At 58.1% G+C, this 17,463-nt stretch carries 17 protein-coding genes and 2 pseudogenes; 7 read left to right on the top strand and 12 right to left on the bottom strand.

Features of this window, described 5'->3' with window-relative positions:
• Positions 1-17: 17 nt before the first annotated feature.
• The 6 genes and pseudogenes from P3R82_RS07485 to P3R82_RS07510 all read right to left on the bottom strand — a co-directional run.
• A pseudogene (locus P3R82_RS07485) lies at positions 18-242 on the bottom strand (DJ-1/PfpI family protein); the annotation flags it as partial.
• 358 nt (positions 243-600) lie between these two features.
• Positions 601-1,509 (bottom strand): hypothetical protein, encoded by a 909-nt coding sequence (locus P3R82_RS07490; protein ID WP_283193619.1) that lies wholly within the window; start codon positions 1,507-1,509, stop codon positions 601-603.
• A 441-nt stretch (positions 1,510-1,950) separates the two neighbouring features.
• Entirely contained in the window at positions 1,951-4,098 is a 2,148-nt protein-coding gene (gene catE / locus P3R82_RS07495; protein WP_111564225.1) for a catalase C, read from the bottom strand.
• Between the two features lie 81 nt (positions 4,099-4,179).
• On the bottom strand, positions 4,180-4,683 hold the full coding sequence (locus P3R82_RS07500) for a ferritin-like domain-containing protein (protein WP_112437013.1): 504 nt from the start codon (positions 4,681-4,683) through the stop codon (positions 4,180-4,182).
• A 212-nt stretch (positions 4,684-4,895) separates the two neighbouring features.
• Positions 4,896-5,453, bottom strand: coding sequence for a response regulator (locus P3R82_RS07505; protein ID WP_111564223.1), 558 nt, complete (start codon positions 5,451-5,453; stop codon positions 4,896-4,898).
• A gap of 68 nt (positions 5,454-5,521) precedes the next feature.
• Positions 5,522-5,731, bottom strand: a complete 210-nt coding sequence (locus P3R82_RS07510) for a DUF4142 domain-containing protein (protein ID WP_111564222.1) — start codon at positions 5,729-5,731, stop codon at positions 5,522-5,524.
• Between the two features lie 287 nt (positions 5,732-6,018).
• On the opposite strand from P3R82_RS07510, the gene P3R82_RS07515 reads away from it, so the two are divergent.
• From P3R82_RS07515 to P3R82_RS30240, 7 genes and pseudogenes are all read left to right on the top strand, one after another.
• Positions 6,019-7,083 carry a DNA topoisomerase IB gene (locus P3R82_RS07515; protein WP_112437012.1) on the top strand — a complete coding sequence of 355 codons (1,065 nt, stop codon included), beginning with the start codon at positions 6,019-6,021 and terminating at the stop codon, positions 7,081-7,083.
• Positions 7,084-7,200: 117 nt separating this feature from the next.
• Complete coding sequence (locus tag P3R82_RS07520) at positions 7,201-8,292, top strand: IS5 family transposase (protein WP_283193620.1); 1,092 nt, start codon at positions 7,201-7,203, stop codon at positions 8,290-8,292.
• Positions 8,292-8,636 carry a hypothetical protein gene (locus P3R82_RS07525; protein WP_112437010.1) on the top strand — a complete coding sequence of 115 codons (345 nt, stop codon included), beginning with the start codon at positions 8,292-8,294 and terminating at the stop codon, positions 8,634-8,636. Before P3R82_RS07520 ends, P3R82_RS07525 begins: the two co-directional genes overlap by 1 nt.
• A 402-nt stretch (positions 8,637-9,038) precedes the next feature.
• A pseudogene (locus tag P3R82_RS07530) lies at positions 9,039-9,230 on the top strand (DsbA family protein); the annotation flags it as partial.
• A gap of 1,246 nt (positions 9,231-10,476) precedes the next feature.
• Positions 10,477-10,818 carry a ferredoxin gene (gene fdxA, locus P3R82_RS07535; RefSeq protein ID WP_113177632.1) on the top strand — a complete coding sequence of 114 codons (342 nt, stop codon included), beginning with the start codon at positions 10,477-10,479 and terminating at the stop codon, positions 10,816-10,818.
• A gap of 20 nt (positions 10,819-10,838) precedes the next feature.
• Positions 10,839-11,261 carry a dihydrodipicolinate synthase family protein gene (locus tag P3R82_RS30235; RefSeq protein WP_349294043.1) on the top strand — a complete coding sequence of 141 codons (423 nt, stop codon included), beginning with the start codon at positions 10,839-10,841 and terminating at the stop codon, positions 11,259-11,261.
• Positions 11,194-11,730, top strand: coding sequence for a dihydrodipicolinate synthase family protein (locus P3R82_RS30240; protein WP_349294044.1), 537 nt, complete (start codon positions 11,194-11,196; stop codon positions 11,728-11,730). The genes P3R82_RS30235 and P3R82_RS30240 overlap by 68 nt, the downstream gene beginning before the upstream one ends.
• A gap of 18 nt (positions 11,731-11,748) precedes the next feature.
• Here the strand turns inward: P3R82_RS30240 and P3R82_RS07545 are convergent, their stop codons facing one another.
• Genes P3R82_RS07545 through P3R82_RS07570 form a run of 6 tightly spaced genes read right to left on the bottom strand, consistent with a single transcriptional unit; the run spans position 11,749 to position 17,397 of the window.
• Positions 11,749-13,146, bottom strand: coding sequence for an amidohydrolase family protein (locus P3R82_RS07545; RefSeq protein ID WP_113177636.1), 1,398 nt, complete (start codon positions 13,144-13,146; stop codon positions 11,749-11,751).
• Positions 13,147-13,153: 7 nt separating this feature from the next.
• Entirely contained in the window at positions 13,154-13,720 is a 567-nt protein-coding gene (locus P3R82_RS07550; protein WP_283193621.1) for a LysR substrate-binding domain-containing protein, read from the bottom strand.
• Positions 13,612-14,076: a LysR family transcriptional regulator gene (locus P3R82_RS07555; RefSeq protein WP_283193622.1), complete on the bottom strand. Its 465-nt coding sequence runs from the start codon at positions 14,074-14,076 to the stop codon at positions 13,612-13,614. The genes P3R82_RS07550 and P3R82_RS07555 overlap by 109 nt, the downstream gene beginning before the upstream one ends.
• Positions 14,077-14,111: 35 nt before the next feature.
• Positions 14,112-14,888 (bottom strand): enoyl-CoA hydratase-related protein, encoded by a 777-nt coding sequence (locus P3R82_RS07560; protein ID WP_283193623.1) that lies wholly within the window; start codon positions 14,886-14,888, stop codon positions 14,112-14,114.
• A complete protein-coding gene (locus P3R82_RS07565; RefSeq protein ID WP_283193624.1) occupies positions 14,885-16,042 on the bottom strand; it encodes a CoA transferase in 1,158 nt (385 codons plus the stop codon). The genes P3R82_RS07560 and P3R82_RS07565 overlap by 4 nt, the downstream gene beginning before the upstream one ends.
• Positions 16,039-17,397, bottom strand: coding sequence for an FAD-dependent oxidoreductase (locus P3R82_RS07570; RefSeq protein WP_113177644.1), 1,359 nt, complete (start codon positions 17,395-17,397; stop codon positions 16,039-16,041). The genes P3R82_RS07565 and P3R82_RS07570 overlap by 4 nt, the downstream gene beginning before the upstream one ends.
• Positions 17,398-17,463: the final 66 nt, after the last annotated feature.

Genomic DNA, 17,463 nt, shown 5'->3' on the forward strand with positions numbered 1-17,463 from the left:
TGGATACGGTTCGGCAACTAAGCTCGATAAACCTGCCCGGGATGCTTTCCTTCATCGAATTGCTCGATAATCTTCGCGCAAAATGCTGGTAGGTCATGCGGCTTGCGGCTTGTCACCAGGCCCTGGTCGGTCACTACCTCCTGGTCAATCCATGTGCCACCCGCGTTTTCGATATTGGTGCGAATGGACGCATACGACGTCACCGTCCGCCCATTGAGGACATTGGCTTCGGCCAAAAGCCAAGGACCGTGGCAAGATGACCCCCACTGGCTTGGACCCGTTGATTACATCTCGTACAAAGGGCACCATCTGCGCGTTTGCCCTTAGTTGTCGGCACCTACCGTGCCCCCAGGGATGATCAGGCCATCGAAATCCGATGCCGAAACTTCGCTCACCGTCTTGTCGATTTTGTAGCTACCTCCTGGGCCGAGGTCGCCATTGTTTGTTTCCGCAGAGAAATCCACTTAAAGCCCGGCCGTCTGGCGTTTGCCGGTTCGCATCCGGAACAAGCATTGCTGGGATGCATGGTGGGGTTCATCAAACGTGCCATCGACAAAACGCCCCACATGTCGAGCCACCGTGGGGCGTCTTGAATCTCCATTACACGAGCGGTCCTCGACCCGTTAGTAAGATGTCTTCTTCCTCATCGCGCTGCCTCCCTCCAAAGGCGGCGGCGGCACTCGAAATAAAGGCGCCAATGAGGAGGGAGATCGACCCTACCAATGCCGTGGTTGCGGCAGCCTTTCGCGTTTTGTCCGCGGCGGCTTGCGTTGCAACCTTGGCGTCGTCAATTTGCTTCAATATCGTGTCAACGCGTGCCCGGGCGTCCGCCTCGGTCAACCCGGTACGTGCCGTGACGATGCTCGCGATGTACGCTTTGTCACCCTCAGGCACCTCGCCCTTTGCCGCGTCGTTCAAGAGGATACGTGAGACCTCCGCCGAAGCGGCTCCATCGTCGCTCGACGCATTCGCGCTGACGCGCTCCGGGCGCAAGAGGGCATCGGTGAAATAGGAAGTGGAGAGATCCGTCGCGGATGCTGAAGATGACGCGGCGGCCGTTCCCGCGGCACCGGCCGCGGTCGCCGCCGCACCGGCGGCACTTGCCCCCGCGCCGGCAAGAGACGTTAGGGATGATGTCAAAAAGCCGACCACGAACACGGTCGCCACGGCCCAACTGATAAAACCGTGGGCCGTATCGCGGAAGAAAACTTCGTCGGTATGGGCAGCCGTCCACTTGGTGCGCAGTCGTCCTGTAAGATAGCCGCCGAGAGCCGAAGAAAGCCACTGGACGACAACGAGCCAGATTGCGGCGGTTACACCAACCGCTGCCGCGGAGCTACTTTCTCCCGACCAAGGCGAAACCATGGTCAGGCCAACGCCTGACCCAAGTAGTAAGAGAATTAGCGTGGTGCCGACGGCCGCGAAGGCACCACCGAGGATAGGGCCCCAGGACACAGCTGACTTTGAGGATTCGACAGGAACGGCTTCTTGCACACCCGATAGAGACATCGTTGCCTCCTATCGCATGAATAACGCAAGAAGGATGATGATCGGCAATGGTACGCCGAGAAGCCAAAGTAGAATGCCGCGACCCATGATGAAATCTCCCATTAAATTAAGTGTTGCGACCTAGTAACGTCGAACTTGAGTGATCGTTCCCAAGAGTTAGCGGCGCGTGTGTTGCTTAATGAATTGAGATTGAAGGGCGTCAATGTATCACCGAGAGATAGCGGGTCGCCGGTGGATTTGTTGCAATCTGAGCGGTCGTTCTCGAACTCACCGATAAACCTTCATGCCTACCGGCACGGTCGGCGTCTGGGGTTGCCAAACAGACAAGTTTGTTACGCAAGCTGGATGACGATGCATTTTGGCGGATGCGGGAGTTCAAAATGATAATGGGTTCCTGTTGGCCCATGAGAGGGCGCGGGTTTTTCCCGCGCCCGCTTTGCCTCATGCGAGTGGCGGTGAAGCCTGCCCAAGTTTGAGCGAGGGTTCGCGACCCCATACACGTAGCTTGCCGAGTTCCTCGACAAACGCGGCAATGGCCTTGCTGGCTGTCAGTTCAATCGTCCCTTCGTCGAGCTGATCTGCAACTCCCGCTTTCCCTAGAAGCGGCATGGCGGACTGGTGAAAGCCTATATACTTGCAGTGCTGGAAGGCGTCCGCGACGAAGTCGCGGGCGGTGGCTTCCTTGACGAGATCGTCGATGGCTTGATGGGACGTCAAAAGGACAACCGCGTCGAACAGGACCGAAGGCCCTCCGTCGATCATATGATTGGCCGCGATGAAGCTCCCATCGTCCGCGGTCACCCCGCTCACCTTGGGCGCGATCAGCTCGACATTAGCTTTTTCGGCGGCAATCGCCTTGGTCAGCGCGATAAGGAGCTTTCGATCGACGCCGTCGGTAACGAGAATGCCAAGCTTGCGCCCCTCGAAGCGTTTTGGGCCTCGTTCGACGATACTAAGGGCCGGAGAGGCGTCCAGATCTTGGCGGGTCGGCATCGCCGCGTCAGCGGGCTCCGGCATCGACTGGAGGCCCAGCTTTTGCGCGACCGTGGTCGCCAGCGTCTCATCGATGTTCAGAAGGTGCGAAACCATTCTCTCTCGGATCGCTGGAATTTCGACCTTGCTCAACTCAAATGTCAACGCCGAGGCGATGTGACGCTGTTCCGCGCCGGTCTGGCTAATAAAGAATTGCCTTGCTTGGCTGTAGTGATCAGCAAAGCTTTCTGGACGCGCCCGCACCTTCTGTCCCTGTTCCTCGGCGGCTAGATGCCGATAACCGCGAGTGGGCGATTCTCGCGGTCCCTCGCCATGCGAGTTCGGTTGGTAGTTGGCGCGGCCGACGGGGTTGCGCATGGCCATATGCCCGTCCTGCTGGAAATTATGCATGGGACACTTAGGCGCATTGATCGGAAGATGAGTGAAGTTCGGTCCTCCGAGGCGTTTGAGCTGGGTGTCGAGGTAGGAAAAGTTCCGGCCTTGCAGTAGCGGATCGTTGCTGAAATCGATCCCAGGGGGGACATTCTGGGTCATGAAAGCAACCTGCTCGGTCTCGGCGAAAAAGTTGTCTGGCATGCGATCGAGCACCAGCCGGCCGATCGGACGCACTGGCAACACTTCCTCCGGAATGATTTTTGTCGGATCCAGCACGTCGAAGTCGAACCGGTCGGCGAAGTCCTGATCAAACAGCTGAACCGCGAGCTCCCATTCCGGGAAGTTGCCAGATTGGATTGAGTTCCAAAGATCGCGGCGATGAAAGTCAGGATCCGCGCCGTTGATCTTAACGGCCTCGTTCCAAGCGACCGATTGCAGGCCCAGTTTCGGTTTCCAGTGGAACTTGACGAATGTGGATTTATCCTCGGCGTTCACGAAACGGAAGGTGTGAACCCCAAAACCTTCCATGAAACGGAGCGATCGGGGGATCGTCCTATCCGACATAATCCACATGACCATGTGCATGCTCTCTGGGGTTAAGCTAATGAAATCCCAGAAATTATCGTGAGCGGTCTGGGCTTGAGGGAACGCTCGGTCCGGTTCTTGCTTGGCGGCATGGACAAGGTCGGGAAACTTAATGGCATCTTGAATGAAAAAGACGGGAATATTGTTACCGACGAGATCCCAGTTGCCTTCCTTCGTATACATCTTGACCGCGAAGCCGCGGACGTCGCGCGCGAGATCCGAGGAGCCCTTGTTGCCGGCCACCGTTGAAAACCGAACAAATACGGGCGTTTTCTCGCCCGCGCGTTGAAATACATCCGCGCGCGTGATGTCCGACAGAGATTCATACGTCTCAAAGAAGCCGTGCGCACCGTAGCCACGAGCATGAACGACACGCTCGGGAATACGCTCATGATCGAAGTGGAAAATCTTCTCACGGAAATGGAAATCGTCCACTAGAAGCGGCCCGCGTGGACCTATGCGGAGCGAATTTTGATCGTCGGCGACCGGCCCGCCCTGCGATGTGGTGAGGATATCCTGTCCTTGCTCGGCGAACTGATGGAGTTCACCTCCATCGCCTCGGTGAAGCTGCTGGTCGTTGATATGGATCGTCCCATCAGGGGAGATGGATGCGGATTTCGCTGGGCGTTTGGCCATGTTGATGTCCCTTGGTAAAAATCAGACAACTGCGAAGAGGCCGCCTTGCCGGCGGCCCCCTCGTACTTCCGCTTTATGGTGTCAAGCAGCCTTGCCCTTGGCAGGCGCGTTGGCCCGTGATTCAGCAAGCTGCGTCAACTTCCGATCCGTTGCCTCTTCCTCGGCCAGTGTGGCTTCCAACAGCGGGACAGCTTCTTTTAGACCGAGCTGTTTTGCCCATGCGATCAAGGTGCCATAACGGGCAATTTCATAATGTTCGACGGCCTGCGCCGATGAAATCAGGCCGGCATCGAGCGCCGGTGAGCCCTTGAACTCCTCAATGATCTCCTCGCCCTCGGCCAGTATGCCCTGAATCGCTTCGCAGGTCTTTCCACGGGCAGATTTCCCCAGGAGGTCGAAAATTTGCTCGAGCCGATCGATTTGTCCTTGCGTCTCGTCGCGGTGCTGAAGAAATCCGGTCTTGCCTTCCTCGGATTGCGCGGCACGGGCCATTTTTGGCAGAGCCTTCAGGATTTGCTTCTCCGCGAAATAGATGTCCTTGAGTGTATCGAGAAAAAGGTCATCGAGTGTCTTGGTCGTTGCCATGATATCCTCCGTTGGTTTGTTCTCTCCCTGCATGCAAGTTGCTGGTTTAGCCGCGCCTTCGATGGGAGACGAAAGCTAACTTGGCCGCGAGACGTTTGTTCCTGTCTGCTACCGGACGGATTCATGGGAAGCTTGGGGGGATCGACAAAACCAACCTTGTCATCCGGAGGAGCGCTCCATCGGAGCATCCCCCCAGACCCGAATGCACTGACCTATGCCTTTTGGGTGTTCGTGGCGATCAACTCGAGCAATTCGAAAGCCGAGGTGGGTTTCGCGAGAAACGAGACGCCGAGCTCCTCATCATAATGCGCGAGTGTGATAAGACCCGACGTCACGATTATCTTGATGCTTGGCCAGTTAGATCGAACCGTTGCCGCCAAACCAAGGCCGTCCAGGCTCCCAGGCATGTCGACGTCCGTGAAGAGGGTGTTGATCTCGTTGTTCCTGAGGTGCACCAATGCTTCGTCGGCATTGCCTGCTTCAAACGTCTTATGTCCAGCTTCGTCAAAAAAATCGACGAAGCTATAGCGGAGCTGCGGCTCATCCTCCACAATTAGAATACTATGTTTCGCACCATGACCAGAACGCTCGTTTTGCCGCGCGCGAGAAATTACCTCAGCGCCATCGCTCGAAGCGCGGGTACGTTCAAGGAGGTCTCTCTCAAGTACGGCTTGCGCCCAATGTCTTTCGTCCTGGCCGAAGGGACGTCCTGCCTGCTCCCAGAGGGAATAAGCTCGAGTTGCGGTCCAATCGTTTCTGTTCTCATCCATGATCGTATCTCGTGGGCGTGGGAAGTGGAGGTGTCCTGTATGATTGAAGGCGATGCACGACACCGAATTCAATCCGGCTGTTTACGGCCATAGAATGTGCAACGAACGCTTTGGTTCCGGCCTAATCTTGCCTCGGGATTCACCGATTGCGCATGACGCGCGGGCCAACATTCTTCCGTGGTTTTCGCAGGATCGGTGATCATCTGCTGAGGAAAGCTCTTGGTCGACGCATCTCGCGAACGCTTGAGAGCAAGCTTGCTCGCTTGAATCTGGAACATGTGCGGCTAGCCGCCTCGGTGACGAGGTCCTTGGTCTTGGGCGCAACGCCCGGCGCGGGAGAGTTCGGTAAGGCCGACTTCGGCCACTGAGATTATGTTCTAGCGAACAATATGGGTTTGATCCGCGGCGTCATTCAATATGACCCTCCCCTGCCATGGCACACAGTGTCCCAACAGAGATAACGGCGGATCCCGTGCGAGATGCCAACGAAAACTGCATGTCCGCAATGATCTCGTCCTGACGGAGGTCGTAGGGAACCTAGCTATCAGATTTGAGTTTTAGCGGAATGGACACCGTAATAACCAAAATCGATACCACGGTAGCCGAGGCGAAACTGTCCTCCGGTCTAGTCTATATTGCGGGACTTGAAACCGGGATAACCCGCCGACAGGGCGAAAGAGGATTTCGATACTACGGACCCGATGGTCGTAGGATCACCGAGGGTTCGGAAGTGGCTCGCCTTAACGCGCTGGCGATACCCCCGGCCTACACCAATGTCGTCATCTCGACTAACCCATTCTCTCACCTGCAGGCGGTTGGCACCGACGCACGAGGACGTCGCCAGTATCGCTACCATCCAGATTGGCACGCGGAGCGTGGAAAGGCGAAGTTTGAGCGACTTGCGGAGTTTGCCAACCGTTTGCCGGATCTTCGCGAAAGGGTTGACACTGACCTGCGTTCGCGAAAACTCAACATGGATAAAGCGCTCGCGACGGTCGTTTGGATGCTCGACAACCTTTATATTCGGGTCGGCAACGCCGCCTATGCCGAGACGAACAGGTCGTTCGGGCTGACGACGCTTAGAAACCGCCACGTCAACGTTGAAGGAGGCAGCGTGAGGTTTCGGTTCAAGGGGAAATCGGGAAAGGAATGGAATTTAGCTCATAGCGACCGACGGATCGCCAATGTCGTGCGGAAACTACAGGAACTACCCGGCCAGCATCTCTTCCAGTACGTTTGCGACGATGGAGGTTGTCGGCAGATATCGTCCAACGACGTGAATGCATACATCAAGGAAGTCGCTGGCGAGGATTTCACCTCCCGACAATTTCGAACCTGGGGCGCGACATGCATGGCGGTTGAGGCCCTCGCCGGTGTGGAGAAGGCTACCACCAACCGAGCGCTGGCTCGTCAGGTGAACGAAGCGATCGATCACGTGGCCGCCAAGCTTGTAAACACTCGGTCCGTGTGCCGCTCCTCCTACATACACCCCGCGGTTTTTCAAGATTTCGAAGCGGGCCAGTTGAAGGACATTTTCAAGTTGAAAACCAGGAGCATCCGACTACTCACTTGGCTGGACGATGAAGAGATACGTGTCTTGCGATGGCTGAATAAGCGACGGTCCGCGTAGCCTCGACGCTAGTTGCAATGAGTCGCCGAGTAGAAGACTGGCAGGCTGTTGAGAAAGGCGCTGGCATATATGGTCTTGTCGTGATTCACTCTCGGTATGGCTATTTGGAGTTGATGGATGCGCGGCGGCAATGCGAGGACAGGTCAACTCTTCAGCTATGTCGATCTGGAGGATCGGGTTCGTAAAAATCATTCTCTGCGTGCAATCCGGCAGATCGTGAACGACACGCTCGTTTCGCTGGAGCGGGAGTTCGCGGGGCTCTATTCATCAATCGGACGGCCATCGATCGCGCCTGATCAGCTTCTGCGCTCCATGCTTCTGCAAGCCTTCCATTCGAGCCGTTCCAAGCGGCTTTTGATGGAACGGCTGGAATACGACCTTGTGTTCAGCTGGTTTGTGGAGATTGGCTTTGACGATCCAGCTCGGAACCATTCGGTGTTTTCAAAGAACCGCGACTGGTTGCTGAAAGGCGATATCGCCGCGAGGGTCTTGAGTACGACCCTTCCGCCGCCCAAGGTAAAGCGGCTACTATCAACGGACCACTTCTCCGTCGATGGCACGCTGATCGAAGCCTGGGCGTCGATCAAGAGCTTCAAGCCGAGGAACGGCTCGGGCGGACCACCATCGGATGGCGGCGGTCGGTATGTGGAAGCAGACTTTCATGGCGAAAGGCGTTCCAACGAGGCGCATGCTTCAACGGCTGATCCAGATGCAAAGCTCTATAGGACAGGCAGAGGCAAGGAGGCCAAGATGTGCTTCATGGGGCACGGACTGATGGAAAACCGCCATGGCCTGCTGGTCGATGCCCGACTAACAGAGGCCAGCGGATATGCTGAACGGGTAACGTCGCCGCACATGATCGGGCCCTTCACCGGGCGGACGAAAGCGATCACGCTGGGTGCCGACAGGGCCTATGACACAAAGGACGTCGTCAAAGATCTGCGGTCGATGAAGGTGAACCCGCATGTCGCGCAGAACGTCAACGGTCGCCGCTCGGCTATCGACGGACGAACGACGTGCCATCCTGGCTACGGGGTCAGCTTGCGAATGGGCAAGCGCATCGCGGAGGCGTTCGGCGGGATCAAAACCGTCGCGGAGCAAGACAAGACGAAGTTGCGCGGGCGCGGCCGCGTCGGATGGGCTTTCACCTTCGCGGCCGCCTCCTACAATCTTGTGCGGCTGCCGAAGCTCATGACGGATGCAAGCTGATGGCGAGAGTTCCTGCTTTCGCCAAGGCCTTTGCCGGTCGTTGGCGCATCGTCGAGATGGACAACTGGGACAATGACGCGCTCGATCTCGTGGAAGAGGCACATCTGTCATTCCAGGGCACGGCCGACGGCGAGATCGCATTCGTTGCTCTCAAGGGCTTTCTCGATGTCCGCTATAGCGCGCGAAGTGGATCAGCCTGTGCGGAGTTCTCGTGGGAAGGACAAGACGAGAATGACCCGGTCTGTGGTCGCGGATGGGCAGCACTTGGCTCCGCTGGACGCCTTGTCGGGCATATCTATATCCACAACGGAGACGATTCCGGCTTCGTGTGCGAACGCGACTGACTTCTTCAACAGCCTGTTAAAGGTTCAAAGACCACGCTCACGTCGGAGCCGACTATTTCGTACGGTCTCACACCAAGCTGAGTTTCTATAATTAATCTCAACTGCGGCATGTGGTCATATCCCCGTTAATTTTGAGGGGGAGGTCCATGTCGTTGTTTTTCGTTATGTTTTAAATAAACTCATATTTCTTTCCAACGCGGCGAAGGCCGCTGACGACGACTGGCATGTGGCCCGGACTACTAATCAGGCCAAGTTCACGCTGGATCAAGAGAACTGGTCCGATGTCAATGTTGGCGATCTCATCGCCAACAAGGCGTGGCTCTCGACCTGACCGCGAGGTAGGCTGCAGCTGACGAGAGGCGTCGAAACGATTTCGCTGCAACCGAACACGCTGGCTTTCCGTCACGGGCGGTAGCGCTCGACCCCGAGCAACACAGACGCGTCGAGCAGGAGGCGGCCAGATCACTAGCTGCCGGCGTCAGCTCAGTTCCTCACTTCGTCTTTGGCGGGCGCATCGCCATAAACGGGGAGCGCAGCGAAGACGAGATTGCATCGGCTATCCGTGAGGCTACGAGAATCATGCCCGCCGCTTAGCTGTGGCGACACCGTCTCGTTTCCCTCGCTGCCCGGACGCCTCGCTTGTTGTCGACTTTGTCGAGACAGAAGCTTAAAAGAACAAGGCTGGCCGGCAATCCGACACCGATGGATGAGTGCCCACCGCTGGAGAGACTGGTACCTTTTCTGGGGGGCTCACGAACTGTTAGTGCCGGCTGAGCCATCTTGATTGCCTTGATGGAGGAGGCAACGATGGCAGTGGAATGGACGATCACGATCGAGGGCCAGAATGAGTTCGGCGAAGTTGCCGGCAGGAAATCCGCATAGACAAAAGGTGGGAGCGGCTGTTTGATGGTGACCTCGGCCTGTCGATTGAGGACGGCAAGAGGATTATGGAAGCGCCGCAGAACGCCGTCGTGAACCATGAGGCCGAGACGTATTCCCTTTACCGCCGTGTCTGCCCGGACTGCCACACGTTCGGGCAGCAAAGATTACACGACGCGCCGCATCAAAACCGTTTTTGGCACAGTGAAGGTTCGCAATCCCCGCTGGATGATGTGCAGCGATTGCTATCCGGGCATGGTCACTACGTTCGCGCCACTAAAGGAAATCTGCCCTGATCGGGCGGCGTCTGAGCTAATGGAGCTGACGGCACGGCTGGGAAGCGTTATGTCCTACAGACAAGCGGCGAGCGTGCTCAAGAAGTTTCTTCCTATTGAGCCAACCGAGACGCACACGACAGTGCGCAAGCGTACCATCAGGGTCGGTGAGCTCGAAGCTTCGAGCTTGTTGTTGCCCGATGTGGTCGTGGTCTTGGTGGTAGTGGCGATGGCGGCGGCCGCAATTTTGTCACTGCCAACGCGGATCGAACTTGGCATACGCTTCGACGGGAGGGGTATTGCGGTTACGGCGACGTTACCGTGCTCTCGGATGGGGCTGAAATCCTCAAGCGCCTGCCTCGTATCCTGCCGAAACCGACGCATATTATCGACTGACATTGCCATGCGGATCTGGCAGCCCGAAGATCCCTCTCGGCCCGTCCCGGGCCATGAACCAAGGGGCTGAGGTATGAATTCGTTTACGACCAGGCGGCGAAGGTATGCTCATTCAGCAAGGGATACCGCACGGCGGTTGAACGGCCTGCATCAGCTGCTATCAGACCCAGTCACAGGCGTAAGCGTTGCCGTTTCGGCAACACAAGAACCGAAAATCAGCGCTTCTTAAGAACGCTTCAGTTTGTCATAGTTTGCTAAAGGCGCCTTCAGAGCGCCATGAGGCGAAAGACATGGCTTACGTAATTACCGAACCCTGCATCGATACCAAAGATGGAGCCTGTACGGTCGCCTGTCCGGTCGACTGCATCTATGAGGGCGGTAGGATGTTCTACATCCAGCCGGAGGAATGCATTAATTGCGGGCTTTGCCTTTCTGTTTGCCCGGTCGACGCCATCTTGTGGGACGAGGAAATGCCGAGAGAGCGCCTGTTCTTGCGTGATGTCAATCGTGATTTCTTTGCTGACAGCGTCACCGGATGGGGCGCCCCGGGTGGTTGGGACCAGAGCCACGTCACCAGCCTCGATCATCCTTTTGTGGCAGATTATCGCAGCCAGACCAAGAATAGAATCTGATGGAATAGGAGGAGCCTCTCATGACGCAGACCCGGATCGCCGGCGTGATCGCCGCCTTGCCCACCCCTTTCGACCATCATGATGACGTCGATCGCGCCGCCTTCATCGAACATGGCCGCTGGTGCCTCAACCATGGCTGCGATTTCCTGAACGTGCTGGGCACTACGGGCGAGGCCAATTCCGTTTCTGCCACCCAGCGCAGCGCTCTCATGACGACCGCAGCCCGGGAATTGGATGGGAGCAGGCTGATGGTCGGGACCGGAACGCCGGATCTGGAAACGACGGTTGGGTTGACGCGCCGAGCCTTCGATCTTGGCTTTGCGGCGGCGCTCGTGCTGCCCCCCCTATTATTACAAACCGGTCGAAGAAGACGGCTTGTTTGCCTGGTTTGCCGAGCTCGTAAGGATGACGGCGGAGACACCGATCCCGATCTACCTCTATAACTTCCCGCAATTGACCGGCATTGAGTTTTCGCCCGCCTTGTCGGCGCGGCTTTCGCAGGCTTTTCCAAAGCGGATTCTTGGGGCGAAGGACAGCTCCGGAAATCTTGCCTATGCGCGGGAGCTAACCAAGATCGCCGGCTTCGGCGTTTTCCCGAGCAGCGAGGCGGTACTTGCCGATGCCGATCGCGATGGGTATGCCGGTTGCATCTCGGCGACCGTCAATATCGACCCTCGCTCCTCGCAGCGGCTCTGGCGCGACCAGGATAATGCCGAGCTGCTGGAACAGGTGCGAGGGCTGCGGCAAGCTATCGCTGCCCATCCCCTCATTCCGACGGTTAAGCATCTCGTTGGCAAGCGCACCGGAAATGCTGTCTGGAATAGGGTGCTGCCGCCGCAATTGCCGATCACCGACAAGAAGAGGCTCGAAGGCCTCGATGCAACACGGGTCGGTCCGCTTGTCGACGCATGATCTCCGCCTGGCCCTCTATCACGAGATTCCGGGCCAGGTTGCATAATAGGCGCGAGTCGCTTCGGATAAAGCTCGGACAAGGGGACGCTGCTTTTCAAGCCGTGGCAGGTCAGCTCTTGCCTGTGCCCCAAGTTCGGAAGAGGCTGCGTCAAAGTCGATACCGGTCAATTCTCCCTGACGCATCACCTCCCGCCCCGCGACGATGAGTCCCCTGGCGTACTTGGCGCTCATGCGCGTCAACAGTACTTCCGCTTCGTCGAGGTCGTAGAAGAGCGCTTCGGCAATCAGCGCCTGGTAGTCGATGATGGTGAAGTCATCGGCTTCGTTCGCATTGATCACTTGACCGCCCACGCGGATGGCGGCATCGAATATATCCTGCGCTGTCAACCGTCGCGTCAGGTTACGACCGCCCTGCAGGAGATAGAGGAGCCGCATCTCCCGCCAGAGATCCTGATCGTCGTCCAATCCGGTTCCGTCGAGACCAATGGCGAAGACCGAGCCGCCGATCTCTAGCGCGGAGGCGATCGGAGCGATGCCCGAGCGAAGGCGCAGATTGGCTGAGGGATTAGTGACAAGCTGCACCCCGCGCTCCGCAAGCAGTTCAAGCTCGTCTGGACGCAATTGGACGCCGTGGGCAATGGCGAGCCGCGGCGACAGGAAGCCTATGTTGTCGAGATAGGTGACGACGCCCTCGGGGAAGCGGCGGTCCAGCCATATGCGCTGGCGCGGACTTTCAAGCAGATGCATGTGGATGCGTCGATTATGATGCGCGGAAGCCTCTGCAATCGCCTCCAGAAGCGCATTCGAGCACCACTGTGGTCCAATGGGCCCATACTGCACATCGACCAGTTGGCTGGAGTTGGCTGCGGCAACCGCCTCAACGGCCGCGAGCAGGGCGGAAATCGGAGCGTAGCTCGGAACCGTTGACTCCAACGCCTGCCAGTCATCCGCCGATAGAAACGGTTTCAAGCGTTGCGGCCCGCCATCATAGGCCCAGGCATCGTGGTCGAGCAGTGGACAGGAAAGGGCAAGTCGAATGCCGACATCTCCTGCGGCCCGCATGACCGCGCCTGCCTCATCAACCAGACGATCGACATTGAGCGAGTTATGGCAGTGTATCGTTGCCCCAACGCCTGTTTTGGCCAGCCGGCCGAAGGCGACAAGCGCCTCGAGATAGGGGTCCGTTCGCGGTCGCAGCCTCAGGCCCGGTATCCACATCTCGAGGGCGTCGTCGACCGCGCCAAAATCAAGGGTGCGGATGCCGTAGCCATGATCGTGCGCATTGACAGGTGTCGGCATGATCAGATCGCCAGCCAGCACCGCCGTTGCACTAAATTGCGAGGGCAGGTCTGTCAATCTATCGAAGCGCGCGGCAGGCCCATGGCCAGGACATGTTAGCAGGCGGATCTCTTTCATGTTTTTCTCATCTGCTGACGATGTCTCTCAAATCCTCACCAAACTTGCGCAGCTCGGTATGGAGTAGCTCGATGACCGCCTGGCTGGCGTGAGTCAGATGCCGGTCGCGAGGTATGAAAATGCCGATATCTATTGCGCTGAGCTTGAAGTCGCGGACAGGAATGGCAACGATCTCGCCCGTCTGGATTTCTGGCCAGAGTCCAACCGGGGTAAAAAAACCAATGCCGTCACCCGACATGACCAGTGGTTTGAGGAGGATTGGATTGTTGGATGCGACCAAGGTTCGCCCCACTCGATTGAGCCCCGCAAGTTCGACTGCGATGGCCGAACTGACGACTTCGCTGTCGAGCGCCAAAAGCAGCTTATACTGGGCGCATTCCGGCAATGTCACCGATTTCGCGCGCGCCAACGGGTGCGATGGAGCAACCATGGCCATGAAGGCTGTGCGGATCGAGCCTACAAGTTTCAAATCGTGTGGGGTTGCAAGATCAAAGCTGATGCCGATATCGATGTCGCCAGCCGCCATGAAATTAAAGATATTATTGTAGGCTCCTGCTCGGACGCGAAAGTCCACCCGGGATGCAGCTTGTGAAACCTCTTGATGAAATCGGGAAGAAACGAGACAAGTAGGCTGTCGAGAGCGGCTATATGGACGCGGCCGGTATTCTTCCCCTGAAGGTCACCAAGGTTTGACTTCATGACCTCGAAGTCCTGCAGCGTTTCCTTGGCGTGGCGCAACACGATTTCGCCGGCAGACGTTAGGCGCAAACCGTCGGAAAAACGCTCGAACAATGGTGTCCCAAGCTCGTCTTCCAGCTTCTTGATCTGGCGGCTGACAGCGGAGGTTGCCACATGCAGTTCTTCTGAAGCCTTGCGAATAGATCCCGAGCGTGCGACCTCGGTGAAATATTTCAGGATGCTGGCGTGCATGGAAAGTCCTCGGCAATCTCGAAGCTATAGCATGCCTATCTGCCGCGCCAAACCGGCGCCCGCTTCTCCCGGAAAGCCGCGACACCTTCCATGGCATCCTCGCTTTTCAGGGCCTTGATGAGGGCCGGCGTCCGTAATGCCTGCGCCTCGGCCGGGCTCAAATGCGCCGTGCGATTGACCGTCTGCTTGATGGCTCGGAGCGATAGCGGCGCACAAGCGACAATGTCGGAGACCCAGCGATCGACAGCCGCATCCAGCTCTGCGGCCGACACGACTTCATTGACGATGCCATAGCTTGCCATCTCACTCGCGCCAAACTGCCGCCCCGTCAGCATAACTGCCATGGCGCGGTTGAACGGGATCTTGCGTTGCAGGAGCACCATTCCGCCATCGAGCGGCATGCGGCCGACACGGGCTTCCGGAAGGCCGAAGCGTGCCGTGTCCACCGCGATCACAATGTCGCAGCCGAGCACCATTTCGGATCCGCCGCCCAACGCATATCCGTTGATGCGCGCGATGACGGGTACGTCGAGCGTACGGCGAAAGGCAAGGCCACCAAAACCATTCTCCCGGCCAACCGTCCAGTAGTCGAAACCGGAGCTGCCGCTGCCGCCTTTGAGGTCGGCGCCTGCGCAAAAAGCTTTCTCGCCGGAACCGGTCAGGACAACACAGCTGATGTCGTCGCGCGTCTCGATCTCCGTCCAGACCGATTCTAGCCTCTCCTCGGTCTCGGCATCGACGGCATTCATCCGGTCGGGCCTGTTGAGCGTCACGCGGGCAACGCGGTCCTCTATCGTCAAGGAAACGCTCATGCGGCGTCTCCCTGTATTTTGGAAAGGGAAGCCAGAATTTCCTCGTTGTGCTGACCGAGCTGAGGCGGCGCGATCCGCACGGTGATGTGGGCAGCAGACATGTCGATCGGTGAGCCGATCAGGCGAATCGGACCGGCTGCGGTCTCACCGGCCTCAAGAATCATCTTGTTAATGATCGTCTGCTCGTCCTCCAAGGCTTCGGGGAGCGAACGGACCGGCGCGCAAAGAATGTCCACCCCTTCCAGCCGTGCGATCCAATGCGCGGTGCTGTTTCTCACGAAATTCTCGCGGAAGATCGCCTGCAATTCCGGCCGCCGCGCCATTTGCGCGTCGAAATCCTTATAATGCGGATATTTTGAGAGGTCCTCGATCTCAAGCGCTTCACAGATGTCGCGCAGGGGGTTCGGTTTGAAGGCGCCGACCATGACGATCGCACTGTCCGTTGTCTCGAAGACACCCGTCAGTGGGAAGGCGCCCCAGTTGAGATCCTTCTGCCGCATCAGATGCGTCGTGCCCTCCTGCATCTGCATAGCGATCATGGAGTTGTAGAGGCTGACGGCAACCTGTTGACCTTCGCCGGTCTTGTCTCGCTGCAGTAGGGCGAGCAGGATGCCTTGGACGAGATGCATGCCGGCCGAGTAATCGGCAAGCGGCGTGGCATAGATCGAGGTAGGGTGGCTGTTGTCGGACTTGCGGCGCATGACGCCGGAAACAGCCTGCGCCAGCACGTCCTGGCCGCCCTTGTGTTGGTAGGGGCCAGTCAGCCCGAAGCCGGTGCCGACGGCATAAATCAGACGAGGATTGATCTTCTTCAGGTCCTCGTAACCGAAGCCCATGCGTTCCATCACCCCGGGCCGGAAGTTGTTGACGACGATATCCGCTGTTTCGAGCAGGGCTAGGACGGTCTTGCGAGCGCCGACATCCTTCAGATCCAGCGCTAAGCTCTTCTTGTTACGGTTCAAAGAGCAGAAGACCGGGTTATTGAGCCCATCCGGATCGGAACCCAGCGACCAACGGGAAAGGTCGCCAATCTTCACCTTTTCGATCTTGATGACTTCGGCGCCATAGTCGCCCAGGACCTGCGTGCAGGAAGGGCCCAGCATGACCTGCGTGAAGTCGATCACGCGGATTCCGTTGAGTGGCAAAGTCGTCATTCCGCGGCCTCCAAATATGTAGCGTTCTCCGAGGGAATGTCGCCGGGATCGGCGCCCTGGGCGCGCATCTGCTTCTGAATTGCCCGGATATCTGCCTTGCGAACGGTCGTTCCGGCATTGAGGGCAACGGTTGCGGCGATACCCGCCGCTTCGCCCATCGCCATGCAGGGCGGGATCTCGCGGCTGGATTTTTGCGCTTGCGGCGTGGACGAATAATGTCGCCCGGCAACGATCAACTGGTCGACCTCCTTGGGCAACATCGCGCGGAAGGGCGTGTAGTAATCACGGCCGCGGCAGACCGTGTCGGCAAAATGGCGGCGCGTCATGACGTCGTCCTTCGTCACGACATAGTCTCCCTGCAGCAGGCGCGTCTGGCGCACGCCAGTCTGCGGCGCGAAATCGACAACATAGGCATTCTCGAAGCCGGGCATCTTTTCCCGTGCAAAATCGAGCAGCTTTGCGATCCGCGAGCGGCCTTCCATCTCCGCGTTCGTCAGGTCTTCGACCTTCAGACCACTCAGCGTCGGCATATGCGGGCAGTTTAGCCAGACGACGCCTGGCAGCGGCGTCTTCAGCCACCAGAAGGACCAGCATCCGCCGATCAGCCGCTTGGCTTCGTGATCGAGCGCCTTGAAGACTTCCGGCTCCTGCTGTTCGAAACGTTCGGCCGCATCCGTATCGACACCGCCCCACCGTGAAACAGTCGTCAGGATGAAATTGGATTCGATATGCGATGCCCCGGCATTTGCCGCGACATCGAGGTCGCCGGTGGTATCAATGACGACATCGCCCATGATGGCCTGCATGCCGTCCTTGGTCTGGCAGACGACGCCCTTGATCGCGTCATCCTCAACGATGGCCGAGGAGAACCAGCTATGCGTCCGCAGCTTGACCCGGCTCTCGCCGATCATGTCATAGGCAGCACGCTTGAAACCGTCGGGATCGAAGGCTGCCGAAAAGCAGATCGGGTGCGGCATTGATTGCGTATGGAAATCGAAAAGACCCCAGCGCGCCCAGCGCTGCCAAGCTTCCGGCGTCTCGCGAAATTCGATCAGCTGGTCGCGATCGCTTGGCGTGACGCACAGGTCCCAGCGCTTCATCCTCTCGATCATCTCCATGCAGATGCCCCGCACGGTGACCTCGAGCTGGTTGATCATGTCGTCGAGCACCAGCACCATGCCGCCGCTCGCAAGCCCACCGACATAGGGATAGCGCTCGAGCAGGGTGACGCTGGCGCCATTGCGGGCTGCCGAAACCGCAGCCGAAATGCCGGCGGGACCGCCGCCGACGACCACGACATCCGAACGATCGACGACACGGATCTCCCGCGCAGGCTGATGAATAACCTGGGTCATTTGTCTCCCCTTGATTTATATGGCTTGTGCCTGAAGCGCGTCGCGTTTCAGATCCTTGTTTTGCGC

The sequence above is a fragment of the Rhizobium sp. AN80A genome (assembly GCF_030053015.1).
GTDB classification, from domain to species: domain Bacteria; phylum Pseudomonadota; class Alphaproteobacteria; order Rhizobiales; family Rhizobiaceae; genus Rhizobium; species Rhizobium metallidurans.